Origin of the sequence: Rhodoferax sp. (genome assembly GCF_010365055.1) — a bacterium.
Lineage (GTDB): Bacteria > Pseudomonadota > Gammaproteobacteria > Burkholderiales > Burkholderiaceae_C > Rhodoferax.
Genome location: NZ_JAAFHA010000004.1, coordinates 134,384 through 156,789, shown reverse-complemented (window position 1 = coordinate 156,789; position 22,406 = coordinate 134,384). Strand labels below are relative to the sequence as shown.

The following is a 22,406-nucleotide window of genomic DNA, read 5'->3' as shown; positions in this document are numbered from 1 at the left end:
CTAACTATTGTATAGCTACTTACCCAGTGTAGACGTGGGTTAGAGGCCAAAATGACTAAAACATTTGCATCGGTGGTGCTGCGCGATGCCAAGCGCATCGTGGTCAAGGTCGGCTCCAGCCTGGTCACCAACGAGGGCCGTGGCCTGGACGAAGCCGCGATTGGCGAATGGTGCCGCCAGATCGCCCTGCTGGTGCAGGCCAAGCGTGAAGTCATCATGGTCTCCAGCGGCGCCGTGGCCGAAGGCATGAAGCGCCTGGGCTGGGCCACGCGGCCGCATCTGATTCATGAGTTGCAGGCCGCCGCCGCCGTCGGTCAGATGGGGCTGGCGCAAATGTACGAGACCAAGCTGCGTGAAAACGGCTTGGGCAGCGCGCAGGTGCTGCTCACGCACGCCGACCTGGCCGACCGGGAGCGCTACCTCAATGCGCGTTCTACGCTGTTGACCTTGCTGAAATTGGGTGTGCTGCCGGTGATCAACGAGAACGACACGGTGGTCAACGATGAAATCAAGTTTGGTGACAACGACACGCTGGGCGCGCTGGTGGCCAACCTGGTGGAGGCCGATGCGCTGGTCATCTTGACGGATCAAAAAGGACTCTTCACGGCGGACCCGCGCAAGGATGCGTCGGCCACCTTTGTGCACGAGGCCAAGGCCGGCGACCCGGCGCTGGAGGCGATGGCCGGCGGCGCGGGCTCCAGCCTGGGGCGCGGCGGCATGATCACCAAGATACTGGCGGCCAAGCGCGCTGCCGGCTCCGGCGCCTCGACCGTGATCGCCTGGGGCCGCGAGCCCGATGCGCTGCTGCGCCTGGTTCAAGGCGAGTCGATCGGCACGCTGCTGGTGGCCCAGACCCAGAAAACGCAGGCGCGCAAACAATGGATTGCCGACCACTTGCAGCTGCGCGGCTCGGTGACGGTGGACGGCGGTGCTGTGGTCAAGCTGCGCGATGAGGGCAAGAGCCTCCTGCCGATCGGCATGACGGCCGTGGCGGGCGACTTTTCACGCGGTGACGTGATCGCGATCCGCGCGGCTGACGGCACCGAGATGGCGCGCGGCCTGGCCAACTACGCCGCGGTCGAGGCCAGACTCATCTGCCGAAAGCCGTCGACGGAATTCGAAAAACTGTTGGGCTATGCGGCTGAGCCGGAGATGGTGCACCGGGACAATCTGGTGCTGAGCCGGTAAGCCGGTCAGGCTGCACTGTAAACAACAGCGTTGGGGTCAACGCTCCGGCACCGGCGCCGGACTTCTCAAAGCCCGCACGATGTCGGCCACCGAACGGGCTGGCATCGCGCGACCATCACACGCCCCTTGCCGGGCCAACGCCAGCGCATGGCGAGACCGCAGGTTGTCATTGAGTGACTGCCACTGCGGGTCTTTCACGGCAGACCATCGGCCAATGGTGCTGTACCTGGCATAGGTTTTGACTTCGCCGCTGGCACAGCGAATGCCTTCGTACATGGCGCTAATGGAACCCGTGGCATTCTTGGCCACCATCACATAGCGCACGATGCCGTCCGGCGTAATGACCAGGGTGGCTGGATCAACGCCAAAGCGCAGCGTGACGTAGCTCGGCATGTCGACTGGCACTAAACGGTCCGGGTTGAAAGCCGAAGGCGGCGGCGCCTCGCTTTCTTTCCAGTCGGGATCGACCACAACCTGGGCCGCGCTACCGACGGCCAGCAGCATGAGGCCAAGCCAGAGCAAGTTCTTAAATTTCATGGGTTTTGTCGCTGGTATCCAGAACACGGATGGTCTGCGGATCGGGCTCGAATGAACCGCCCGGGGGAAGTGCGAAATTGGCGCCCGGCAGGGCGTCAAAGGCTTCATCCGCGTCGTGCGGGCGCATGCCCTGGCGCAGGAATCGGTTTCTGATCTCGTGACGCGGCAGATAACGGGCCAGCTCCGTCAGGGCCACCTCGTAGACGCCGCGCTTGAATTCCACCACGGCATCCAAGGGCACCCAGTAGTCGTTCCAGCGCCAGGCGTCGAACTCCGGGTGGCTGGTGGCACGCAGGTTCAAGTCCCAGTCGTGGCCCACCAGTTGCAGCAAGTACCAGATTTGTTTCTGGCCTTTGTAAAAGCCGCGCGCATCGCGGCGAATGTAACGGTCTGGCACCTCATAACGCAACCAGTCTCGGGTGCGGGCAACGATGCGAACGTGCTCCCGCAAGAGCCCCACTTCTTCGTGCAGTTCACGAATCATGGCCTGTTCCGGCGTCTCACCCCGGTCAATGCCACCTTGCGGAAACTGCCAGGAGTGCGTGCGAATTCGCTTGCCCCAAAACACCTGATTTTTCTGGTTGAGCAGGACGATGCCGACGTTAGGCCTAAAGCCTTCGCGGTCAAGCATAATCAAACCCCAATTTTTAAATTGTGTCCATTATGCACAGCAAGCGCTGCGCTTCAAGGGGCGAAGCCCTTAGCCATTCCCGGATTTTTGCCATGAAAGCCTCTCAATTCTTTATTTCCACCCTCAAGGAGGCTCCGGCAGACGCCGAAGTGGTCAGCCACAAGCTGATGACGCGCGCGGGCATGATCAAAAAGCTCGGCGCCGGCATCTACAGTCTGATGCCGATGGGCCTGCGTGTGGTGCGCAAAGTGGAGCAGATTGTGCGCGAAGAAATGAACCGCGCCGGTGCCGTGGAGCTCAGCATGCCGGTGGTGCAGCCAGCCGAGCTCTGGCAGGAAACCGGGCGTTTTGAGAGCAATGGCCCGGAGCTGCTGCGCATCAAGGACCGCCATGGCCGCGATTTCGTGATCCAGCCCACCAGCGAAGAAGTGGTGACTGACATCGCGCGCCAGGAAATCAAAAGCTACAAGCAGTTGCCCAAGAACTTCTACCAGATACAGAGCAAGTTCCGCGATGAACGCCGGCCCCGCTTTGGCCTGATGCGCGGGCGTGAATTCATCATGAAAGACGCCTACAGCTTTGACCGCGACCAGGCGGCTGCCAAGGCCAGCTACCAGGTCATGGCCGCAGCGTATCGGCGCATATTTGACCGCTTTGGCCTGACTTACCGCGCCGTGGCAGCCGACAGCGGCGCCATTGGTGGCGATCTGAGCGAGGAATTTCAGGTGATTGCCGCCACCGGCGAGGATGCCATCGTCTACTGCCCCAACAGCGACTACGCCGCCAACATGGAAAAGGCCGAGGCGCTCACCCCCAGCGGCCCACGGCCGGCCCCAGCGCAGGCCTTCGCCAAGACCCCCACGCCGGGCAAAAGCACCTGCGGCGACGTCGCCGAACTGCTGGGCGTACCGTTGCGGCACACCGTCAAATCTCTGGTGCTGGCGACCGACACGCTCAACAAGGACGCAGAGCTCGTCAAGACCCAGGTCTGGCTGCTGCTGCTGCGTGGCGACCACGACATGAACGAGGTCAAGGTCGGCAAGCTGCCCGGGCTGGCGGCTTTCCGCTTTGCCACGGTGCCCGAAATTGAAGCGCACTTTGGCTGCCTGCCGGGTTATTTGGGGCCGATCGGGTTGCTCAAACCGGTCAACTTGGTGGTGGACCGCGAGGTGGCGCTCATGAGCGACTGGATTTGCGGCGCCAATGAGCCGGACTTTCATATCACCGGTGTCAACTGGGGCCGCGACCTGCCCGAGCCCGCGCTGGTGGCGGACTTGCGCAACGTGGTGGCGGGCGACGCCTCCCCGGACGGCCAAGGCGTGCTGGCGATCGAGCGCGGCATTGAAATCGGCCATGTGTTTTACCTGGGCACCAAATACAGCCAGGCCATGAACGCCACTTTTTTGGACGTCAACGGCAAGCCGCAGTTCATGGAAATGGGTTGCTACGGCATCGGCATCACGCGCCTGCCGGCTGCGGCCATTGAACAAAACCATGACGAGCGCGGCATCATCTGGCCCGACGCCTTGGCGCCTTTTACCGTGGTGCTGTGCCCGATCAGCCCGGAGCGCTTCCCGGAAGTCAAAGCCGCCTCTGACAAGCTCTACGACGAGTTGCTGGCCGCCGGTGTCGATGTGATCCTGGATGACCGCGGTGAGCGACCGGGCGCCATGTTTGCCGACTGGGAGTTGATCGGCGTGCCGCACCGCGTGACCATTGGTGACCGAGGGCTCAAAGCGGGCGAGGTGCAATACCAGCATCGCCGCGATGGCGCAGACACCAACGTGCCCGTCGCCGACGTCCTGGCTTTGATTCAGTCCAGACTCAGCGCGTGATATCACCGGGGGCGACCGCCGTGGTTTCAAGGCGAATGTGCCTCTGGCCCTTGCTGAGCGGGCTTGGACTGCTTTCAATACATGAGCAGGTGTCGGCGGGTCGTCAGGCCGAGGAGCCGCTGGTGGACTCGGTGCGCAGCGCCTTGAGTTCAGCGATTGCCAACCATGCGCCGCCGGTGCCGGAGTTCCCGAACACCGAGTCGCGCCTGCTTTACCTGCGCTGGCTCGGGGCCATGAGCGACAAGCTGCGCAAAAAGAAACCCGACTGGAACGTGCGCCGTGAGTTCCTGCAAACGATCTGGTATGAGAGCCGTCGTGCCGGGCTGGACCCGGCGCTGGTGCTGGGTCTGGTGCAGGTGGAGAGCAATTTTCGCAAATTTGCGATCAGCAGCGTTGGCGCGCGGGGCTATATGCAGGTGATGCCGTTCTGGACGCGCGTGCTGGGCGACGGCGATGCCGGTAAACTGTTTCACATGCAGACCAACCTGCGCTTTGGCTGCGTCATCCTGCGCCACTACCTGGACCGCGAACGCGGCGACCTGTTCCTGGCGCTGGGCCGCTACAACGGCTCGCGCGGCCGAGCGCCGTACCCCAACGCCGTGTTCGGTGCCACCCGGCAGTGGCAGATCAGCGCTAGCTAATTAGCTGGCTTTGGCCGCCAGCGCCTGCTGCAGTTCGCCATTCTGGTACATCTCCATCATGATGTCGGCGCCGCCGATGAACTCGCCCTTGACGTAGAGTTGCGGAATGGTCGGCCACTTGCTGTAGTCCTTGATGCCGGCACGAATTTCCTCGTCTTCGAGCACGTTGACCGTCTTGATCGCCTTCGGGTCGACGCCGCAAGCCTGCAATATCTGGATCGCGCGGCCGGAAAAACCACACTGGGGAAAGGCGGCGTTGCCCTTCATGAAGAGCAGCACCTCGTTGGATTTCACCAGTTCGTCAATGCGTTGTTGTGTGTCGCTCATGTCAGATATATCCTTTGAAAAAGAAGCTTTGATTATTTCACCTTCGGGCGCAGCCCGGCGCGGGTAACCCTGCCTGGCGCAGGGATTGGGGTTGAGTGCTATTTAAAACAGAGCTTCTGATTCTTTAGACACCTGGGCCGCAGGCCCATTGACTATATAAATGCAGGCAATCCGGCGGCTGCGGCCCGTTCCGTCTCGATCCGCCGATGGGCGAAAATAACGCCTTGATCATGACCACCAACACAGGCACACCTATGAAAATTGAAAAAGACACCGCAGTCACCTTGCGCTACAAGCTCAGCGACCGCCTGGGCAAACTGCTCGAGCAAAGCCAGGAGCCGATGGTTTACCTGCACGGCGGCTATGACAACACCTTCCCCAAGCTCGAAGCCGCGCTGGAAGGCCAAATGCCCGGGTTCCAGACCACGCTGGACCTGGAGCCGCAAGATGCTTTTGGCCTGCGCGACGAAAGCCTGGTGCAGACCATCCCCAAGACCCAGTTTCCGCCGGGCGTAAAGGTGGGCGGGCAACTCGAAAGCCGGGGTGAAGATGGACACGCGCAAGCTTTTACCGTCATGAAGATCAAGGGCGACACGGTCATGCTGGACGGCAACCACCCGCTGGCGGGCAAGGCCTTGCGCCTGAGCGTCACCGTGGCCGAGGTTCGCCCCGCCTCGCCCGAAGAGATTACACATCGCCATGTGCACGGCGAGCATGGCCACCATCATTGACGGGCAGGCCTAAATCCCCTCACTCGTCCAGACTGAGCCCGACGCTTGATATCCTGCCTGCGATCAGCTTGCGCACGATGAGCGTCGCGCTGCCCAGGCGCACACGGTCCCCGGCAATGGCGGGGCGTCCCAGTTCGCCGGCCATCCAATCGCCCAGCGCCTGGGATATCTCGGGCGGCGCCGGCAAGCCGTAGAAGGCGCACAGCGGCCCCACCGGCATCGCCGGGTCCAGCGCGAAGTCGCCGAAGACGGCACGCACCTGCGCTTCGTCCCCAGGGTCAGGCAGGGCCACGCCAAGCCAGCGTGCTACCGCGCCAATGGTGCTGCCTTGCAGCAAGAGCGACACCAGCACCACCACAAAGGCTACATTGAACAGCAAGTGCGCCTGTGGCAGGCCCGCCAGCAGCGGAAACAGCGCCAGCACAATGGGCACCGCGCCGCGCAAGCCCACCCAGGAGATGAACCAGGTCTCGCGCGCCGTGAAGCGCAGCGGTGCCAGGCACAGCCAGACCGCCACCGGACGCGCAATGAACATGAGCGTCAAGGCCACCGCCAGCGCGGGCAGCAGGGACGGCAGCAACGACGACGGTGTGACCAGCAGCCCCAGCAACAAAAACATGCCGGCCTGCGCCAACCAGGCGTAGCCGTCCATGGCTGCCAGCGCCGGGGTGACGGCCGCGCTGGCCCGGTTCGCCACGATCAGGCCAAACAAGTAAACCGCCAGAAAGCCCGAGCCCCCGATCAAGCCGGTCGAAGCGAACACCGCAAGCCCGCCGGCGCACAGCAACAGCGCCAGAATGCCGCCGACAGCGTCCTTGCCGGAGACCTTCTTGAGCAGGGCCGCCATGGCGAAGCCGCTGCCCAGGCCGAGCAGCGTGCCCCAGCCGAACTGTTGCACGAAAGACCACGCCAGCGTCGTCCACATGAACCCCGGTCCCGGCGTTGTGAGCGTCGCCAGCGCGATGAAGCTCAGCGTCAGGTAAACCGCCATCGGGTCATTCACGCCGGACTCGATTTCAAGGGTTGCTGCCACGCGCTCGTTCAAGCTCACCCCCGAGCGCGTGAGCAGGGCGAACACCGCGGCCGCATCGGTGGAGCCGACGATTGCGCCCAGGAGCAGCGCTGCGTGCCAATCGAGACCGACGAACAGCACGCCCGCCAAGGCGGTCAGCAGTGCGCACACGGCAACCCCGAGTGTGGCGAGCAGGAAGGCCGGTTTGAGACCAGTCCTGAAGGTGGAGAACGCGGTGCGCAAACCCCCGTCCAGCAAGATGATGGCCAGCGCCACATTGCCGACCCAAAAGCCCAGCCGGAAGTCGTCGAAGCGGTAGCCGCCGAAGCCGTCTTCGCCGGCGAGAATGCCGGCCAGCAGGAACACCAGCAAGAATGAAAAGCCGATGCGCGCAGAAAACAGCCCGGTCAGCACACTGACAAATACAAGGGCCGAGACCGCGAACAAAGGAAGGTTGACGAAATCCATGGGCGTAGTATCCACGACGCTCATGCGGGCGCAAACCGCGCAAATGTGCTCTGGTCGGGCGGGTCACCCGCCGTGCGGCGGTCTCGCGCGTCAGTTACACAGCTGTTTGGGGCGCGTCCGCTGGTTTTGATGCCATCCAGGCGATCAGGGTCGAGCGCATGGCTTCTTCGACCGACATCTCGATCGGCTCAATCCAGCTGCGTGGCACAAACACGGTGTAGCCGCCAATCATGTAGCCCATCGGCAGGTACACCGCTACCGGGTCGCCCTGCGCCATGGCTACGGGCAGACCCCGCATATCCTGGCGCGTGACCAAGCCGACGATGGAGAGTTCCTGCCCGGGCTTGCGCAGCACCACAACCTGTTGGCTGTCTTTCTTTTGGGTTGAGAAGAAGTCGGCGAAGTTCTTGAGCGAGGAATAGATGCTCTTGACCACCGGCAGGTTGGTGAACGGCAGCTCGACCCAGGGCATCAGCCGCGCCGCGTAGGGCTGCGAGATCACAAAACCAATGCCCACGATCAGCGCCACGCCCAGCGCAATACCGAGACCGGGCAGGTAGAAGTCGCCAATGATGGGGCGCACGACGCTCATGGCGATGGAATCGATCCAGGAGGCAAAAAGGAAAAGTACATAGACCGTCAGGCCCACGGGCAAGATGGCAAACAGACCACGGAAAAAATACTGGTACAGAGGTTTCATGAAGGATTTCAATCGAGTGTTGCGGTCAAGGTTGGCGTGCGCGGGTTCAGTGCCAGCATAGCAGCCGGGCCGCGCGGGGCTCACGCGTCAAGAAGCGCTTGGTGGCCCGGCGATCAGGCGGGGCGTGAACGGCCACCGCTGCAGCGCTCGATGCCGTTCAAATCGCGCCGCGATTGCACGTCCTTGAAACCCGCCGCCAATAGCAAGTCGCGCACCTTGGCGGCCTGGTCGTAGCCGTGCTCCAGCAGCAGCCAGCCACCGGGGCGCAAATGGGCCGGGGCCTGGCTGATGATCTGGCGAATGTCATCAAGGCCATCGGCGCCACTGGTCAGGGCCTGCAGCGGCTCGTGAGTCAGGGCGGCCAAATGCGCGTCCTGCGAGGCAATGTAGGGCGGGTTCGAGACGATCAGGTCAAAGCGGGCCGAGGGCTGCGCCAAGGCGGCCAACCAGCTGCCCTGATGGAACCGCAGCGCCAGTCCGAGGCGCTGGGCGTTGGCCTGCGCCACGGCGAGCGCGTCAAAGCTGAAGTCAATCGCGCTCACGTCCAGCGCAGGCCGGGCCGCTTTGAGTGCCAGCGCGATGGCGCCGCTGCCGGTGCCCAGATCAAGCGCGCGCAGGCTGGGGGCTTGGGCCAGCGCCGTTTGAATCGATGCCGCCTGCAGAACCGCCAGCGCCCAATCCACCAGCGTTTCGGTGTCGGGCCGCGGCACCAGCACACGCTTGTCCACCCGCAGCTCCAGGCTGAAAAACTCTTGGTGGCCGGTGATATAGGCCAGTGGCTCGCCGCCGGCGCGGCGCTGCACAGCGGCGTCCAGCGCGGCTTGCACCGCTGTCTGTAGTTCGTCCGTGTCGTGCGCCAGCAACCACGCGCGCTCCTGCGCCGACTTGCCGAGCGCGTGCAGCAGGAGCAACTGCGCGTCAAGCCGCTCCAGGCCCCGAGCTTGGGCCTGGCGCAGGGCTTGCGCGACGGTCAGTGCGTCCATCGGGTGTCTACATTTGTCAAAAATAAGAGCACTATAGTCATAGTACACGTGGGCTAGAGGTCAATTTTATTCAAAAAAATGACCAAATCAGCCACCGGCGCCCACTTCGAGCGCCGCCAGCTGCTGCGCGGCCTCATAGGCCTGCAGCGCCTGCACCACGTCGTCCAGATCGCCTTCCATGATGCCCAGCAGCTTGTACAGCGTCAGGTTGATGCGGTGGTCGCTCAAGCGCCCCTGCGGGAAGTTGTAGGTGCGGATGCGGTCGCTGCGGTCACCGCTGCCAATCAGCCCCTTGCGCTCGGCCGCGTCTTTGGCCGCCCGCTCGCTGCGGTCTTTTTCATGGATGCGGGCGGTCAGCACCTTGAGCGCTTGCGCCTTGTTGCTGTGCTGGCTGCGCCCGTCCTGGCACTCGGCCACGATGCCGGTGGGCAGGTGGGTGATGCGCACGGCCGAGTCGGTCTTGTTGATGTGCTGGCCGCCGGCACCGCTGGCGCGGTAGGTGTCGATGCGCAGGTCGGCCGGGTTGATCTGGATCGCCACCGCTTCGTCGGGCTCGGCCAGCACCGCCACGGTGCAGGCGCTGGTGTGAATGCGGCCTTGCGTCTCGGTGACGGGCACGCGCTGCACGCGGTGGCCGCCGGACTCGAACTTGAGCGCGCCGTAGACGCCTGAGCCACCAGACGAATTGCCGTCTTGGCCGTCGATCTTGAGCACCACTTCCTTGTAGCCGCCCAGTTCGCTGAGCGACTCGCTGATGATCTGGGCCTTCCAGCCGCGGCGCTCGCAGTAGCGCGTGTACATGCGCAGCAGATCCGCCGCAAACAGGGCCGATTCGTCACCGCCGGTGCCGGCGCGGATTTCGACAAAGGCGTTGCGCGCGTCGTCCGGGTCTTTGGGCAACAGCATGCGCTGCAGCTCGCCTTCGAGTTTTTGCAGCTCAGAGCTGGCGCTGTCGATCTCTTCTTGCGCCATCGCCGCCATCTCGGGCTCGGCGCCAGAGCTGCGCAGCAGTTCCTGGGCGCCGCTCAGGTCGGCCTCGCATTGCTGGTAGCGGGCCCAGCGCCCGGCCACGGCCAAGACCTCGGTGTGCTCGCGGGACAGCAGCAGGAACTGCTTCATGTCGCGCATGATGTCTTCGCGTGACAGCAGGAATTCAAGCTCACCGAGGCGGTCGGTGTAGCGGGCGAGTTGTTGGCGAAGAAAGGTTTTCATGGGGTGATCAAAAGGTGGCTCGGCAAGGGTGCGAAGGTGCAAGGGTGCGGGCTTGGCTTGGCTTGGCTTGGCTCAGCCAGAACGGTTCATATCCGGGAGAGAAAAATTCCCGTTCGCCCTGAGCTTGTCGAAGGGCTGGCGGGTGTGCGGATGAGCGTCGCTAACGCTGGGCGCAGGCGTGCTTCGCCGCCGGGGCGCCCCAAGGCGAAGCGGCCCCCCCGGGGGGCAGCGCAGTACACGAAGTGACAAGCGTGGGGCTCATACTTTTTACCGCTCTTTGCGCAAGAAAAAGTGCTGGATCGCGGCGCTGGCGCGCTCGCGCGCTGTAGCGTCGCTGGCGCGCAGCTCGGCCATTGCGCCGTGCAGCATCTTTTGTGTCAGGCCTTTGGAGAGCGCCTCCAGCACCGCGTCGACGTCTTCGCCCTTGGCCAGCAGCTTGCGCGCGCGTGCCAGCTCCGCCGTGCGCCATTCGTCGGCCTGGGCGTTGAGTTGTTGGATCAAAGGCACCGAGCCACGCTGATCGACCCAGTGCATGAAGCTCAGCACGCCGGCGTCCACGATCGCTTCAGCCTGCGCCACCGCGGCTTGGCGGCTGGCCTGCGCGGTCTGCACCACGCCGGCCAGGTCGTCCACGGTGTAGAGGTAGACGTCTTCCAGCGCCTTGACTTCAAGCTCGATGTCGCGCGGCACGGCCAGGTCGACCATGAACATCGGGCGGCGTTTGCGCTTCTTCAACGCCCGCTCCACCGCGCCCAGGCCAATGATGGGCAGCGTGCTGGCGGTGCAGCTCACCACCGCGTCAAATTCATGCAGCCGGTCCGGCAAGTCGGCCAGGCGCATGACCTCCGCCCCAAAGCGGCGCGCCAGCTTTTCGCCGTTTTCCAGCGAGCGGTTGGCAATGGCGATGGACTTGGGGTTTTTGGCAGCAAAGTGGGTCGCGCACAGCTCGATCATCTCGCCCGCGCCCACAAACAGAATCTTCACCTGGCTCAGGTCTTCAAACAACTGCCCGGCCAGTCGCACGGCGGCGGCGGCCATGCTGATGGAGTGCGCGCCGATCTCGGTCGAACTGCGCACCTCTTTGGCCACAGCAAAGGAGCGCTGGAACAGCTGGCTCAGCGTGTTGCCGAGCGCACCGGCAGCTTCGGCCGCGCGCACCGCGTTCTTGATCTGACCCAGAATCTGCGTCTCACCGAGCACCATCGAGTCCAGGCCACTGGCGACGCGAAAGGCGTGGCGTGCCGCCAGATCGTCTTGCAGCGTGTAGGAGTGGCTGCGCAGCAGGGTGGACGAGACACCGCCGGTCTGGGCCAGCCAGTCCAGCGTGTGCTCCAGCTCGGGTTTGTCACCGGCGCAGTAGATCTCGGTGCGGTTGCAGGTGGAGATCAGCGCCGCCTCGGGCTGGCGCGACATGGACGAGCGCAAAGCGCACAAAGTGGGCTCGACCTGATCGAGCGCGAACGCGAAACGACCGCGCAGATCGAGCGGCGCGGTCGTGTGATTGATGCCCAAGGTCCAGACTGCCATGATTGAATTATAAAATCATCGGGCGCCGACACATGCCACCCCCCTTTTCATGGCCCTGGACCCCCTTATTGATGGACCCGCTTGCTATTCTGAATCACCTGTTCAATTTCATCGCGCCGGCCCTGTGGCTGGCACTGCTGCTGCCGATTCTGGCGCGGTTATTTATGAAAAAACGAACGTTAGCCCGCTCCCTGTATGCGCAGGCAGCTATTAATTTTGCTGCGTCTGTGTCCGTGCTGGTGCTTGGCTTGATGGTATTTGGTGATGACGGCAAGATGCTCACCTACCTCGCCATGGCGCTGGCTGGCGCCACCAGCCAGTGGCTGATGCGCCGCGCCTGGCTCAATTAGTTGGCGGGCGGCTGGCGCGCCGGGGCAAAGCAGTCGATGCGGTCGGTGATCAGGCCGTCGATCCCCAAGTCGATCAAACGCTGCGCCTGGGCCGGCTCGTTCACGGTGTAGCTCAGGGTACGCATGGCGGCACCGCGCGCTTGCGCCACCGTGGAGGGGTCCCAGAGCAGTTGGTCGCAGACAATGGCGACGCAGTCCAGCGAGCGGGCCGCCTCCAGCCAACCGCTCCACAACGCATCGAGCAAGAGCGCGCGCGGCAGTTGCGGCTGAGCGCCCTGGGCGGCTTCAAGCGCCGGCACATCAAAGGAGCTAAGCAGCGGGGGCACACCAGCGTCAGCCCAGAGCCGGGCCGCATGCTCGGCCACCACCTGGCCGGTCTGGCGCTCCAGCCCGGGTGTGGGTTTGATCTCCAGATTGACAAAATAGGCGTTCGCCCGGCAAAAGCGGGCAACCGCAGCCAGGCTGGCGAGCGGCTCGCCGGCAAAGGCGCGTGAATGCCAGCTGCCCGCGTCCAACTGCGACAGCGTGGCCCAGGGGTGGTCACCGCCCACGGTACTGAGCCCGGCGCCCAACTGCTCTTGGGCGTTGCTGGTGCGCACCAAGGTGTCGTCGTGCAGCAGGAAGGGTACGCCGTCCAGGCTCAGCTTGACGTCGCACTCGAACATGCGGTAACCGTGGCTGGCGCCCACCCGAAACGCCGCCAGCGTGTTTTCGGGTGCCAGCTGGCCCGCGCCGCGGTGTGCGATCCAGCGCGGGTAGGGCCAGGGCTTGACAGGATGGGGCATGATTTTGCGCTCCGTGGGTTGTGCCGCCATGCATCATAGAGGTGTCCACCACGGCGGTAGGTGCATGTGCGCTGCGGTAACATCGCCTGCCCAGCCCGGGCGCGCCTGTCTTTTGTGCAGGGTTGCCGCAAAAGGGCTGTAATCACAAGAAACCGATGAACGCACCCCTCAAGCTCACCTCTTTGCTGCCCGCTGGCGTTAGCGCGCCGCACAGCCAGGAACGCATTCGCGAAATTCCCTACAACTACACCTCGTTTTCTGACCGCGAAATCGTCATTCGACTGCTTGGGGCTTCGGCCTGGGACTGGTTGAACCGCCTGCGCGACGAGCGCCGCACCGGCCGGTCGGCGCGCATGTTGTACGAGGTCTTGGGCGATATCTGGGTGGTGCAGCGCAACCCCTATTTGCAGGACGACCTGCTGGACAACCCGAAACGCCGCGTACTGCTGGTCAATGCGCTGCACCATCGCCTCGATGAAGTGCAAAAGCGCCGCACGCCGCACAATGATCCCGAGCGCGATGCCCTGGTGGGCGAGCTGCTCAAGGCAGCAAGCGATGCGGTGCAGGCCTTTGACGCCTCCTTTGTCGAAGCCGCAGCGCTGCGGCGCAAGACCCAGCGGGTGCTGCTCAAGCTCACCGCCAAAGACAACATCAAGTTTGACGGTCTGTCACGCGTGAGCCATGTCACCGACGCCACCGACTGGCGCGTCGAGTACCCGTTTGTGGTGCTGACGCCCGATACCGAGGCCGAGATGGCGGGCCTGGTCAAAGGCTGTATCGAGCTGGGCCTGACCATCGTCCCGCGCGGCGGTGGCACCGGCTACACCGGCGGCGCGATTCCCCTGACCTGGAAGAGCGCGGTGATCAACACCGAAAAGTTAGAAACCATGACCGAGGTCGAGATGGTGCAGCTGCCTGGCCTGGACCAACCCGTGGCCACGGTGTGGACCGAAGCCGGGGTCGTAACCCAGCGCGTGTCGCAGGCAGCCGAGCGCGCCGGATTCGTGTTTGCGGTCGATCCGACCTCGGCCGAAGCCTCCTGCATTGGCGGCAACATCGCGATGAACGCGGGTGGCAAAAAGGCCGTGTTGTGGGGCACCTCGCTGGACAACCTGGCGAGCTGGCGCATGGTGACGCCGCAGGCCGAGTGGCTCGAAGTCACGCGTCTGAATCACAACCTGGGCAAGATCCACGACGCGGCGCTGGCCAGTTTTGAGTTGAAGTATTTCAAGGCGGACGGCAAGACGCCGATCCGCACCGAGCGGCTCGACATTCCCGGCAAGACCTTCCGCAAGGAAGGCCTGGGCAAGGACGTGACCGACAAGTTTCTAAGCGGCCTGCCAGGCATTCAAAAAGAAGGCTGCGATGGCCTGATCACCAGTGCGCGCTGGGTGGTGCACCGCATGCCGACGCACACCCGCACCGTGTGTCTGGAGTTTTTTGGCAATGCCAAGGACGCCGTGCCCAGCATTGTCGAAATCAAGGACTACATGTTTGCCGAAGCGGCGCGCTCGGGCGTGCTGCTGGCCGGGCTGGAGCATCTCGATGACCGCTACCTGAAAGCGGTGGGCTACGCCACCAAGAGCAAGCGCGGCGCCGCCTTGAGCAGTGGCGGCGTGCCCAAGATGGTGCTGTTTGGCGACATTGCCGGTGATGACGCCGATGCGGTCGCGCGCGCCACCAGCGAGGTGGTGCGCATCGCCAACTCACGCCATGGCGAGGGCTTTATTGCCATCAGCCCGGAGGCGCGCAAGAAGTTCTGGTTAGACCGCAAGCGCACCGCCGCCATCAGCCGCCACACCAACGCCTTCAAGATCAACGAAGACGTCGTCATTCCGCTGCCGCGCATGGCCGAGTACACCGACGGCATCGAGCGCATCAACATCGAGCTCAGCCTTACCAATAAGCTGGCGCTCTGTGACGCGCTGCAGGCATTTTTTGCCCAGGGGAATCTGCCCCTGGGCAAGCAGGACGATGCGAATGGCGTCGCCTCAGCCGAACTGCTCGAAGATCGCGTGGCGCAAGCGTTGGGCCTGCTGGCCGAAGTGCGCCTGCTGTGGGCGACTTGGTTGCAGGACGTGGACGTCTTGTTCCCGCAGTTGCAGGAGCACAGCCTGCGCGCCAGCTGGAAGACGCAGCTGCGCGCCCCGCTGCAGCAAATCTTCTCCGGGGCGGCGTTCGAGCCGATTCTGCGCGAGTGCAACACCATTCACCAGCGCGTGCTCAAAGGCAGGGTCTGGGTTGCGCTGCACATGCACGCCGGTGACGGCAATGTGCACACCAACATCCCCGTCAACAGCGACGACTACGAGATGCTGCAAGCCGCCCATGCGGCCGTCAAACGCATCATGGCGCTGGCGCGCTCGCTCGACGGCGTGATCTCGGGCGAGCACGGCATTGGCATCACCAAGCTGGAGTTCCTGAGCGACGAAGAATTGCAGCCCTTCATGGACTACAAGGCCCGCATCGACCCCGAAGGGCGCTTCAACAAGGGCAAGCTGCTACGCAATAAAGAGCTGCTTACGCAAGAAGGACGGGGGCTAGAGCCTGATTTGATGCATGCGGACCTGAGCAATGCCTACACCCCCAGCTTTGGCCTGATGGGGCACGAGTCGCTCATCATGCAGCAGTCCGACATTGGCGCCATTGCCGACAGCGTGAAGGACTGCCTGCGCTGCGGCAAGTGCAAGCCGGTGTGCGCCACCCATGTGCCGCGCGCCAATTTACTCTACAGCCCGCGCAACAAGATTCTGGCGACCTCGCTCCTGGTCGAAGCCTTCTTGTACGAAGAGCAAACGCGCCGAGGCGTGAGCATCAAGCATTGGCAGGAGTTTGAAGACGTCGCCGACCATTGCACCGTGTGCCACAAATGCCTGTCGCCGTGCCCGGTCAACATCGACTTTGGCGACGTGACCATGAACATGCGTAACCTGCTGCGCAAGATGGGCAAGAAAAGCTTCCGGCCAGCGGGCGCTGCGGCCATGTTCATGCTCAACGCCACCAACCCGCAGACCATCAAATTAACGCGCGCAGTCATGACCAAACTGGCGATCAGGGGCCAGCGCTTTGCGGCGGATATGCTGCGCACGCTGTCGCGCCCGCAGACCAAGGCGCCACCGGCCACGCTGGGCACGGCGCCTTTGCGCGAGCAGATCATTCACTTCGTCAACAAGAAGTTGCCCGGTGGGCTGCCCAAGAAGACGGCGCGCGCCTTGCTCGACATCGAAGACAAGGACTACGTGCCGATCATCCGCAACCCGCAGACCACCACGGCCGAGACCGAGGCGGTGTTTTATTTCCCCGGTTGCGGCTCGGAACGCCTGTTCAGCCAGGTCGGGCTGGCCACGCAAGCAATGCTGTGGCATGCCGGCGTGCAGACCGTGCTGCCGCCGGGCTACCTGTGCTGCGGCTACCCGCAGCGCGGCGGCGGCGAGTTTGACAAGGCAGAGAAAATCATCACCGACAACCGGGTGCTGTTTCACCGCGTCGCCAACACGCTCAACTACCTCGACATCAAAACCGTGGTGGTGAGCTGCGGCACCTGTTTTGACCAGTTGCAGGGCTACGAATTCGACAAGATTTTCCCCGGCAGCCGCATCATCGACATCCATGAATACCTGCTGGAAAAAGGCATCACACTGGCCAATGCGGGGGCCTTCCTGTTCCACGACCCCTGCCACAGCCCGATGAAGCTGCAGGAGCCGATCAAGACCGTGAAAGCCTTGTTGGGCAACAACGTGATCCAGTCGGAGCGCTGCTGTGGTGAGTCGGGCACGCTGGCGTTGAACCGGCCCGATGTCTCGACGCAGGTGCGCTTTCGCAAGGAAGAAGAAATTCTCAAAGGCGAGGCCCAGTTGCGTGCCCAGGGACTGTTGGGTGCCAAAGAGAACGTGAAGATATTGACCTCCTGCCCGGCCTGCCTGCAGGGCCTGAGCCGATTTGGCGAAGACCTGAACAACGGTTTGCTGGAGGCCGACTACATCGTGGTCGAGATGGCGAACCAGATTCTGGGTAAAGCGTGGATGCCTGAGTACGTCAGACAAGCCAATGACGGCGGCATTGAACGCGTGCTGGTTTAAGGCATGAACGACGCAAGCTGCCCCCTGTGTGCCGATGCTGGCGGTGCGTTGGTGTTTCAGGCTGAAAAATTCCGGGTGATCCGGGCGCAGGAGGCCGCTTTCCCGGCCTTTTACCGCGTGGTCTGGACGGCGCATGTGGCCGAGTTGTCGGACCTTGACCTGGAGGATCGCGCCCTGTGCATGGCGGCGGTGTGCGCGGTGGAACAGGCCTTGCGTGAGCAACTGCAGCCCACCAAGGTCAACCTGGCCGCCTTGGGCAACGTCGTGCCGCACCTGCACTGGCATGTGGTTGCGCGCTTTGACTGGGACAGCCATTTTCCGGCGCCGCTGTGGGGCTCGCCGCAGCGCCCGGTGGACGGGACGGCAGTGGCGGCCCTTGCCGCGCGCCTGGACGCGGTGGACGACGCGATAGCGCGGGCGCTTTCGGTGTCATGTTTTTTGTAGTTTCTAGTTGCTAATTCAAAGAGAGGTGGTTCATATGGCAGGTTTGCAGGCAGGCGCGCCGACGCCCCAGGCGATCACGGTGCACAGCCAGTCCAAGGTTCTGGAGGTGACGTTTTCCGATGGCGCCAGCTTTCGTCTTCCCTTTGAGTTGATGCGCGTGTACTCGCCCTCGGCCGAAGTGGCCGGCCACGGGCCGGGGCAAGAGGTATTGCAGACCGGCAAGCGAGATGTCGAACTCGCCGGGCTGGAGCCGGTCGGCAACTACGCCATCCAGCCCGCGTTCTCGGATGGCCATGACTCGGGCATCTTTTCCTGGGACTATCTCTATTTTCTGGGTTCCCAGCAGGACAAGCTGTGGGCTGACTACAACGCCCGCCTCACGGCCGCCGGCGTGGATCGGGATGCGCCGATGCCCGAGAAAGCCGGGAAAAGCTGTGCCAGCCATTGAGTCGGGCTTTAATTTAAATTGATAGCTGCTTACCCAATTAACACGGGGGCTACAGCCTGATTTCATCTAAAACATTTTCAAACTGCCATGGCCTGCGCTCTGCCTGATAATTGGCTTTCTATTCTCAGTTTGGTATTGCACTCATGACGACAACACATTTTGGCTACAAGTCGGTAGATGAAGCCGAGAAGGCAAAGCACGTGCGGGGCGTGTTTGACTCCGTGGCGCCCAAATACGACCTGATGAACGACTTGATGTCGATGGGGCTGCACCGCGCCTGGAAGGCCTTCACGGTGATGGTGGCCAATGTGCGTGAGGGCTATCAGGTGCTTGACATTGCCGGTGGCACCGGTGACCTGGCGCTGGCTTTTTCCAAAAAAGTGGGCAAAAGCGGGCGGGTGGTCCATACCGACATCAACGAGGCGATGTTGCGCACCGGGCGCAATCGCCTGCTCGATGCCGGGGTGGTGCTGCCGACGGTGGTGTGCGACGCTGAAAAGCTGCCGTTCCCGAGCAATCACTTTGACGTGGTCAGCGTGGCGTTTGGCCTGCGCAACATGACGCAAAAGGACCAGGCGCTGGCCGAGATGAACCGGGTACTCAAAACCGGTGGCAAATTGCTGGTGCTGGAGTTCTCCAAGGTGGCGCCGCCTTTGGAAAAAGTTTACGACTGGTATTCGTTCAAGGTGTTGCCCAAGTTGGGGCAACTGGTGGCGGGCGATGACGCCAGCTACCGCTACCTGGCCGAGTCGATTCGCATGCATCCGGGCCAGGAGGAGCTCAAAGTCCTGATGAAGAATAATGGCTTTGGTCATGTGGATTACCACAACCTCACCGGTGGGCTGGTAGCCTTGCACGTTGGAATCAAGTGTTGAGACAGTTGTGATGTTGGAAAACATCGTCAGTTGGTAAAATTTTTTTTGGAGACATGATGAAGATTTGGTCCTTTATATTGGCGGCATTTGTGTTGATGGCAGGCTTTCATGCCGAGGCAGCCCGTTTCGGGGGCGGCAAATCCTTTGGCAAGCAGTCGAGCAATGTGACGCAGCGACAAGCCGCGCCCAAGCCGCCTCCTGCAGCGCCAGGGGCCGCTGCGGGGGTGGCGCCCAAGAAGCCTTGGGGCGCCATGCTGGGCGGTCTGGCCGCTGGCTTGGGCTTGGCTTGGCTGGCCAGTTCCCTGGGTTTCGGTGAAGGTATGGCTCAATTCATGATGTTCGCCCTGCTGGCGCTCGTGATCATGATGGCCTTTGCCTGGTACAAGCGGTCGCGCCAGGGTGCGCCATCGCCAACCTCAGGTAAATCACCGTTTGCCTTTCAAGGCGCAGCACCGGCCGGCGGCGCGCAGATGCCCGCCAGCTATCGGCCCGAGAATGTAGGCAACGACGCGTCTGCCCGTCCCTGGGAGCGCAGCAGCATGGCCTTTGATGCCCTGAAGACAGCGCCGGCAGCGGGTTCGATGATTGGCTCGGGCCTGGCGGGTTCGCAAAACTGGGGCGTTCCCGATGGCTTTGACGCCGAGGGTTTTCTCACGTCGGCAAAAGGCAATTTTGTGTCGCTGCAGGCGGCTTGGGACAAGTCGGACATCAACGCCCTGCGCGTCATGATGACCGACACCATGCTCAAAGAGATTCAGGCGCAGCTCGCCGAGCGCGAAGCCCACACCGGCGGCCCGGTCAACCTGACCGATGTGGTCATGATCGAAGCGCAGCTTTTGGGCATTGAAGACACGGGCGACGAGTACATGGCCAGTGTCGAGTTTTCCGGCATGATCCGCGAAGAGCCTTCGGCTGGTGCCAGCCCGTTCCGCGAAGTGTGGAACATGACCAAGAGCAAGAGCGGCAAGAGTGGCTGGCTGGTCGCCGGGGTACAGGCGCTGCAATAGCTCAAGGTGCACAGGATCCGGGACCGCAATCACCGTCGACTGCGGTAACAGGCTGATTTCAGGGAATAATCGGGGACTATGGCAACACAGTCCCCTTTTTCTTTGTTGGAGAGTCTTCTCCAAAACCTTCCCCCACTGCCCAATTTGCATCCGCCCGATTGGGCCGTTGATGAGGCGCAGCGGCGCATCGTCTTGCTGCTCAATCACATCTTGATGCAGGAAACCGAGGCGACCAGCCGCCTGGCGCGACAAAAAGGGCGGGTCGTTTTGATGCAATGGCGCTCCTTTGCGCTCAAGCTGACGGCCACGCCGGCGGGTTTGTTCGACCTTGCCACGGCGCAAGCCAAGCCCGACTTGGTGCTGGCTGTTTCTGAAGAGTCACCGTGGGCGCTGGTGCAAGGCGCACTGCGCGGCGACAAGCCGCCGGTGCGCATTGCAGGCGATGTGCAACTGGCTGCCGAGGTGAACTGGCTGGTCGATCACGTGCGCTGGGATATTGAAGAAGACCTGGCGCGGCTGATGGGCGATGCGCCCGCGCATACCTTGGGTCAAGCGGCGCGCAGCATGGCGGCGAGTCTGCGCCAGTTTCTGGGCAATGCAGTGGCACCCGGCCCGACCAAGGCGCCAACATGAGGCGTTTGTTTCGCGGCGTCTTCATCGTCTGGATGTTGCTGCGATTTGGCCTTGACGAGTTGTTTCTGACGAGCTTTCGCAAGCCCTGGTTGCACGCCTTGGCCCGCATGGTGTCGATCGGGCGCAATCTTGAGGCGCCGCGCGGGCAACGGATTCGTGAGGCGCTGGAGAGCCTGGGCCCGATTTTCGTCAAGTTCGGCCAAGTGCTGTCGACCCGACGCGACTTGCTGCCGCTCGATATTGCCGATGAGCTGGCCCGCCTGCAGGATCGGGTGCCGCCGTTTGACAGTGATGTGGCCATCGCCTCCATTGAACGGGCATTCAATAAAAAAGTGGGCGACATTTTTGTCTCGTTTGAACGGGTGCCGGTGGCCAGTGCCTCGATTGCCCAGGTCCACTTCGCGGTGTTGAAAGACCGGGACGGTCGCGAGCGCGAGGTGGCGGTCAAGGTGTTGCGCCCCGGCATGATGCTGGCCATTGAAAAAGACCTGAGCCTGATGCGCATGATGGCGGGCTGGGTCGATAGCCTCTCCAACGGCGGCAAGCGCCTGAAACCGCGTGAAGTGGTGGCCGAGTTTGACAAGTACCTGCACGACGAGCTTGACTTGATCCGTGAAGCGTCCAGCGCTGCGCAGTTGCGCCGCAACATGGCGGGGCTCAATCTGGTGCTGATCCCGGAGATGTTCTGGGACTATTGCACGACCGAAGTCATCGTGATGGAGCGCATGCACGGGGTGCCCGTCAGTCAGGTGGAGCGCCTCAAGGCCGCCGGCGTTGACATCCCCAAGCTGGCACGCGATGGCGTCACGATTTTCTTCACACAGGTGTTTCGTGATGGCTTTTTTCATGCCGACATGCACCCCGGCAACATCCAGGTCAGCATTGACCCTGCGACCTTTGGCCGCTACATCTCACTCGATTTTGGCATTGTGGGGACGCTGACGGGGTCGGACAAAGAGTACCTGGCGCAAAACTTCACGGCGTTTTTCCGGCGCGACTACAAGCGGGTCGCCGAGTTGCACATCGAGTCGGGCTGGGTGCCGCCGGCGACCCGGGTCGATGAGCTGGAGTCGGCCATCCGCTCGGTGTGCGAACCCTACTTTGACCGGCCGCTGAAAGATTTCTCGCTCGGCATTGTCTTGATGCGGCTGTTCCAGACCTCGCGGCGCTTCCATGTCGAAATTCAACCGCAGCTGGTGCTGCTGCAAAAGACGCTGCTCAACATCGAAGGCCTGGGTCGCCAACTCGACCCGGACCTGGACCTGTGGAGCACGGCCAAACCGTTTCTGGAGAAGTGGATGATTGACCAACTGGGGCCGAAAATGCTGGTCGATCAGTTGCGCAACGAGGCCCCGCTCTATGCCAAACTGATCCCCGAGTTGCCGCGGCTGCTGGTTGACTTTCTGAAACACAGCAAGTCCGGGCAGGGCGGAGAACTCGCCGCGCTGCTGGCCGAGCAAAAACGCACCAACCGTTTGTTGCAGGCATTCCTGTATGGGGCGGCCGGATTTGCGCTAGGCCTGGTCGTCATGCAGGTGATTGTGCGGGTGCGGGTTTTCTAGTCAGCGCGCTTGGCTGGGTGGCGCTTTATAATGCCGGGCTTTGCTACCTGAAACCCGAGTCGTAATGCCATGCCAATTTATGCCTATAAATGTGAGTCCTGCGGGTTTGCCAAGGACGTGCTGCAAAGGATGTCGGATGCCTTGCTCACCGAGTGTCCGTCCTGCGGTGCCTCTAGCTTCAAGAAGCAACTGACCTCGGCGGGCTTCCAGCTCAAAGGTTCTGGCTGGTACGCCACCGATTTCAAGGGCGGTGCACCCGCGACCGCTGCCACCGAAACCGCCGCTCCCGCGGCCACAGACAGCAGCCCCAGCACGGCGGCCACGCCGCAGGTTACCCAGCCCAGCGAGAGCGCCACCGCAAAATCAGTAGCCGCACCGGCAGCCGCAGCCACCGGTGGTTGCGCCGGCGGTTGCGCCTGCCATTAACGCTC

At 62.8% G+C, this 22,406-nt stretch carries 22 protein-coding genes; 13 read left to right on the top strand and 9 right to left on the bottom strand.

The features are described from left to right. The first annotated feature begins 51 nt into the window (after positions 1-51). Positions 52-1,188 carry a glutamate 5-kinase gene (proB, locus tag GZ093_RS02360; protein ID WP_296481542.1) on the top strand — a complete coding sequence of 379 codons (1,137 nt, stop codon included), beginning with the start codon at positions 52-54 and terminating at the stop codon, positions 1,186-1,188. Positions 1,189-1,224: 36 nt separating this feature from the next. On the opposite strand, the gene GZ093_RS02355 is transcribed toward proB, so the two are convergent. Further along, positions 1,225-1,725 (bottom strand): CNP1-like family protein, encoded by a 501-nt coding sequence (locus tag GZ093_RS02355; protein WP_296481539.1) that lies wholly within the window; start codon positions 1,723-1,725, stop codon positions 1,225-1,227. Continuing rightward, the gene (locus tag GZ093_RS02350; protein ID WP_296481536.1) at positions 1,715-2,356 is read right to left on the bottom strand and encodes an RNA pyrophosphohydrolase; all 642 of its coding nucleotides are present in this window, start codon (positions 2,354-2,356) and stop codon (positions 1,715-1,717) included. The genes GZ093_RS02355 and GZ093_RS02350 overlap by 11 nt, the downstream gene beginning before the upstream one ends. 92 nt (positions 2,357-2,448) lie before the next feature. Between GZ093_RS02350 and GZ093_RS02345 the strand changes: the two genes are divergently transcribed. Together GZ093_RS02345 and GZ093_RS02340 are read left to right on the top strand one after the other, a co-directional pair. Beyond that, positions 2,449-4,191 carry a proline--tRNA ligase gene (locus GZ093_RS02345; RefSeq protein ID WP_296481534.1) on the top strand — a complete coding sequence of 581 codons (1,743 nt, stop codon included), beginning with the start codon at positions 2,449-2,451 and terminating at the stop codon, positions 4,189-4,191. A 35-nt stretch (positions 4,192-4,226) separates the two neighbouring features. Then, on the top strand, positions 4,227-4,832 hold the full coding sequence (locus GZ093_RS02340) for a lytic transglycosylase domain-containing protein (RefSeq protein WP_296481531.1): 606 nt from the start codon (positions 4,227-4,229) through the stop codon (positions 4,830-4,832). Here GZ093_RS02340 and grxD read toward each other — a convergent pair whose 3' ends face one another. After that, the gene (gene grxD / locus GZ093_RS02335; RefSeq protein ID WP_296481529.1) at positions 4,833-5,159 is read right to left on the bottom strand and encodes a Grx4 family monothiol glutaredoxin; all 327 of its coding nucleotides are present in this window, start codon (positions 5,157-5,159) and stop codon (positions 4,833-4,835) included. 254 nt (positions 5,160-5,413) lie between these two features. Here grxD and GZ093_RS02330 point away from each other — a divergent pair, with 254 nt between their 5' ends. Continuing rightward, positions 5,414-5,890 carry a peptidylprolyl isomerase gene (locus GZ093_RS02330; RefSeq protein ID WP_296481527.1) on the top strand — a complete coding sequence of 159 codons (477 nt, stop codon included), beginning with the start codon at positions 5,414-5,416 and terminating at the stop codon, positions 5,888-5,890. A gap of 19 nt (positions 5,891-5,909) precedes the next feature. On the opposite strand, the gene GZ093_RS02325 is transcribed toward GZ093_RS02330, so the two are convergent. From GZ093_RS02325 to hemA, 5 genes are all read right to left on the bottom strand, one after another. Beyond that, on the bottom strand, positions 5,910-7,370 hold the full coding sequence (locus GZ093_RS02325) for a potassium/proton antiporter (RefSeq protein ID WP_296481524.1): 1,461 nt from the start codon (positions 7,368-7,370) through the stop codon (positions 5,910-5,912). A 94-nt stretch (positions 7,371-7,464) separates the two neighbouring features. Further along, a complete protein-coding gene (locus GZ093_RS02320; RefSeq protein WP_296481521.1) occupies positions 7,465-8,070 on the bottom strand; it encodes a DUF502 domain-containing protein in 606 nt (201 codons plus the stop codon). A gap of 113 nt (positions 8,071-8,183) precedes the next feature. After that, positions 8,184-9,053: a peptide chain release factor N(5)-glutamine methyltransferase gene (gene prmC / locus GZ093_RS02315; protein WP_296481518.1), complete on the bottom strand. Its 870-nt coding sequence runs from the start codon at positions 9,051-9,053 to the stop codon at positions 8,184-8,186. Between the two features lie 87 nt (positions 9,054-9,140). Then, positions 9,141-10,265, bottom strand: a complete 1,125-nt coding sequence (prfA, locus tag GZ093_RS02310; RefSeq protein WP_296481515.1) for a peptide chain release factor 1 — start codon at positions 10,263-10,265, stop codon at positions 9,141-9,143. 267 nt (positions 10,266-10,532) lie between these two features. After that, on the bottom strand, positions 10,533-11,792 hold the full coding sequence (hemA, locus tag GZ093_RS02305) for a glutamyl-tRNA reductase (RefSeq protein WP_296481512.1): 1,260 nt from the start codon (positions 11,790-11,792) through the stop codon (positions 10,533-10,535). Between the two features lie 71 nt (positions 11,793-11,863). On the opposite strand from hemA, the gene GZ093_RS02300 reads away from it, so the two are divergent. Further along, complete coding sequence (locus tag GZ093_RS02300; protein WP_296481509.1) at positions 11,864-12,142, top strand: hypothetical protein; 279 nt, start codon at positions 11,864-11,866, stop codon at positions 12,140-12,142. Here GZ093_RS02300 and ugpQ read toward each other — a convergent pair. Next, positions 12,139-12,927, bottom strand: coding sequence for a glycerophosphodiester phosphodiesterase (gene ugpQ / locus GZ093_RS02295; RefSeq protein WP_296481506.1), 789 nt, complete (start codon positions 12,925-12,927; stop codon positions 12,139-12,141). The two genes, GZ093_RS02300 and ugpQ, sit on opposite strands and share 4 nt — an antisense overlap. A gap of 155 nt (positions 12,928-13,082) precedes the next feature. Between ugpQ and GZ093_RS02290 the strand changes: the two genes are divergently transcribed. From GZ093_RS02290 to GZ093_RS02255, 8 genes are all read left to right on the top strand, one after another. Continuing rightward, positions 13,083-17,006: an FAD/FMN-binding oxidoreductase gene (locus GZ093_RS02290; RefSeq protein WP_296481504.1), complete on the top strand. Its 3,924-nt coding sequence runs from the start codon at positions 13,083-13,085 to the stop codon at positions 17,004-17,006. Positions 17,007-17,009: 3 nt separating this feature from the next. Beyond that, positions 17,010-17,450 carry an HIT family protein gene (locus GZ093_RS02285; protein ID WP_296481502.1) on the top strand — a complete coding sequence of 147 codons (441 nt, stop codon included), beginning with the start codon at positions 17,010-17,012 and terminating at the stop codon, positions 17,448-17,450. Between the two features lie 34 nt (positions 17,451-17,484). Beyond that, a complete protein-coding gene (locus GZ093_RS02280) occupies positions 17,485-17,898 on the top strand; it encodes a DUF971 domain-containing protein (protein ID WP_296481499.1) in 414 nt (137 codons plus the stop codon). A gap of 143 nt (positions 17,899-18,041) precedes the next feature. Continuing rightward, positions 18,042-18,773: a bifunctional demethylmenaquinone methyltransferase/2-methoxy-6-polyprenyl-1,4-benzoquinol methylase UbiE gene (gene ubiE, locus GZ093_RS02275; RefSeq protein WP_296481496.1), complete on the top strand. Its 732-nt coding sequence runs from the start codon at positions 18,042-18,044 to the stop codon at positions 18,771-18,773. 56 nt (positions 18,774-18,829) lie between these two features. Further along, on the top strand, positions 18,830-19,780 hold the full coding sequence (locus GZ093_RS02270; protein ID WP_296481493.1) for a TIM44-like domain-containing protein: 951 nt from the start codon (positions 18,830-18,832) through the stop codon (positions 19,778-19,780). A gap of 78 nt (positions 19,781-19,858) precedes the next feature. Beyond that, complete coding sequence (locus GZ093_RS02265; protein WP_296481490.1) at positions 19,859-20,413, top strand: hypothetical protein; 555 nt, start codon at positions 19,859-19,861, stop codon at positions 20,411-20,413. Beyond that, positions 20,410-21,975, top strand: coding sequence for a ubiquinone biosynthesis regulatory protein kinase UbiB (ubiB, locus tag GZ093_RS02260; RefSeq protein WP_296481488.1), 1,566 nt, complete (start codon positions 20,410-20,412; stop codon positions 21,973-21,975). Before GZ093_RS02265 ends, ubiB begins: the two co-directional genes overlap by 4 nt. 69 nt (positions 21,976-22,044) lie before the next feature. Further along, on the top strand, positions 22,045-22,401 hold the full coding sequence (locus GZ093_RS02255; protein ID WP_296481485.1) for an FmdB family zinc ribbon protein: 357 nt from the start codon (positions 22,045-22,047) through the stop codon (positions 22,399-22,401). The last annotated feature ends 5 nt before the right edge of the window (positions 22,402-22,406 follow it).

What these genes read in the sequence shown, in the direction of transcription:
- proB (WP_296481542.1), top strand. Translation starts at nt 52, where the DNA reads ATGACTAAAACATTTGCATCGGTGGTGCTGCGCGATGCCAAGCGCATC.
- GZ093_RS02355 (WP_296481539.1), bottom strand. Translation starts at nt 1,725, where the DNA reads ATGAAATTTAAGAACTTGCTCTGGCTTGGCCTCATGCTGCTGGCCGTC.
- GZ093_RS02350 (WP_296481536.1), bottom strand. Translation starts at nt 2,356, where the DNA reads ATGCTTGACCGCGAAGGCTTTAGGCCTAACGTCGGCATCGTCCTGCTC.
- GZ093_RS02345 (WP_296481534.1), top strand. Translation starts at nt 2,449, where the DNA reads ATGAAAGCCTCTCAATTCTTTATTTCCACCCTCAAGGAGGCTCCGGCA.
- GZ093_RS02340 (WP_296481531.1), top strand. Translation starts at nt 4,227, where the DNA reads ATGTGCCTCTGGCCCTTGCTGAGCGGGCTTGGACTGCTTTCAATACAT.
- grxD (WP_296481529.1), bottom strand. Translation starts at nt 5,159, where the DNA reads ATGAGCGACACACAACAACGCATTGACGAACTGGTGAAATCCAACGAG.
- GZ093_RS02330 (WP_296481527.1), top strand. Translation starts at nt 5,414, where the DNA reads ATGAAAATTGAAAAAGACACCGCAGTCACCTTGCGCTACAAGCTCAGC.
- GZ093_RS02325 (WP_296481524.1), bottom strand. Translation starts at nt 7,370, where the DNA reads ATGGATTTCGTCAACCTTCCTTTGTTCGCGGTCTCGGCCCTTGTATTT.
- GZ093_RS02320 (WP_296481521.1), bottom strand. Translation starts at nt 8,070, where the DNA reads ATGAAACCTCTGTACCAGTATTTTTTCCGTGGTCTGTTTGCCATCTTG.
- prmC (WP_296481518.1), bottom strand. Translation starts at nt 9,053, where the DNA reads ATGGACGCACTGACCGTCGCGCAAGCCCTGCGCCAGGCCCAAGCTCGG.
- prfA (WP_296481515.1), bottom strand. Translation starts at nt 10,265, where the DNA reads ATGAAAACCTTTCTTCGCCAACAACTCGCCCGCTACACCGACCGCCTC.
- hemA (WP_296481512.1), bottom strand. Translation starts at nt 11,792, where the DNA reads ATGGCAGTCTGGACCTTGGGCATCAATCACACGACCGCGCCGCTCGAT.
- GZ093_RS02300 (WP_296481509.1), top strand. Translation starts at nt 11,864, where the DNA reads ATGGACCCGCTTGCTATTCTGAATCACCTGTTCAATTTCATCGCGCCG.
- ugpQ (WP_296481506.1), bottom strand. Translation starts at nt 12,927, where the DNA reads ATGCCCCATCCTGTCAAGCCCTGGCCCTACCCGCGCTGGATCGCACAC.
- GZ093_RS02290 (WP_296481504.1), top strand. Translation starts at nt 13,083, where the DNA reads ATGAACGCACCCCTCAAGCTCACCTCTTTGCTGCCCGCTGGCGTTAGC.
- GZ093_RS02285 (WP_296481502.1), top strand. Translation starts at nt 17,010, where the DNA reads ATGAACGACGCAAGCTGCCCCCTGTGTGCCGATGCTGGCGGTGCGTTG.
- GZ093_RS02280 (WP_296481499.1), top strand. Translation starts at nt 17,485, where the DNA reads ATGGCAGGTTTGCAGGCAGGCGCGCCGACGCCCCAGGCGATCACGGTG.
- ubiE (WP_296481496.1), top strand. Translation starts at nt 18,042, where the DNA reads ATGACGACAACACATTTTGGCTACAAGTCGGTAGATGAAGCCGAGAAG.
- GZ093_RS02270 (WP_296481493.1), top strand. Translation starts at nt 18,830, where the DNA reads ATGAAGATTTGGTCCTTTATATTGGCGGCATTTGTGTTGATGGCAGGC.
- GZ093_RS02265 (WP_296481490.1), top strand. Translation starts at nt 19,859, where the DNA reads ATGGCAACACAGTCCCCTTTTTCTTTGTTGGAGAGTCTTCTCCAAAAC.
- ubiB (WP_296481488.1), top strand. Translation starts at nt 20,410, where the DNA reads ATGAGGCGTTTGTTTCGCGGCGTCTTCATCGTCTGGATGTTGCTGCGA.
- GZ093_RS02255 (WP_296481485.1), top strand. Translation starts at nt 22,045, where the DNA reads ATGCCAATTTATGCCTATAAATGTGAGTCCTGCGGGTTTGCCAAGGAC.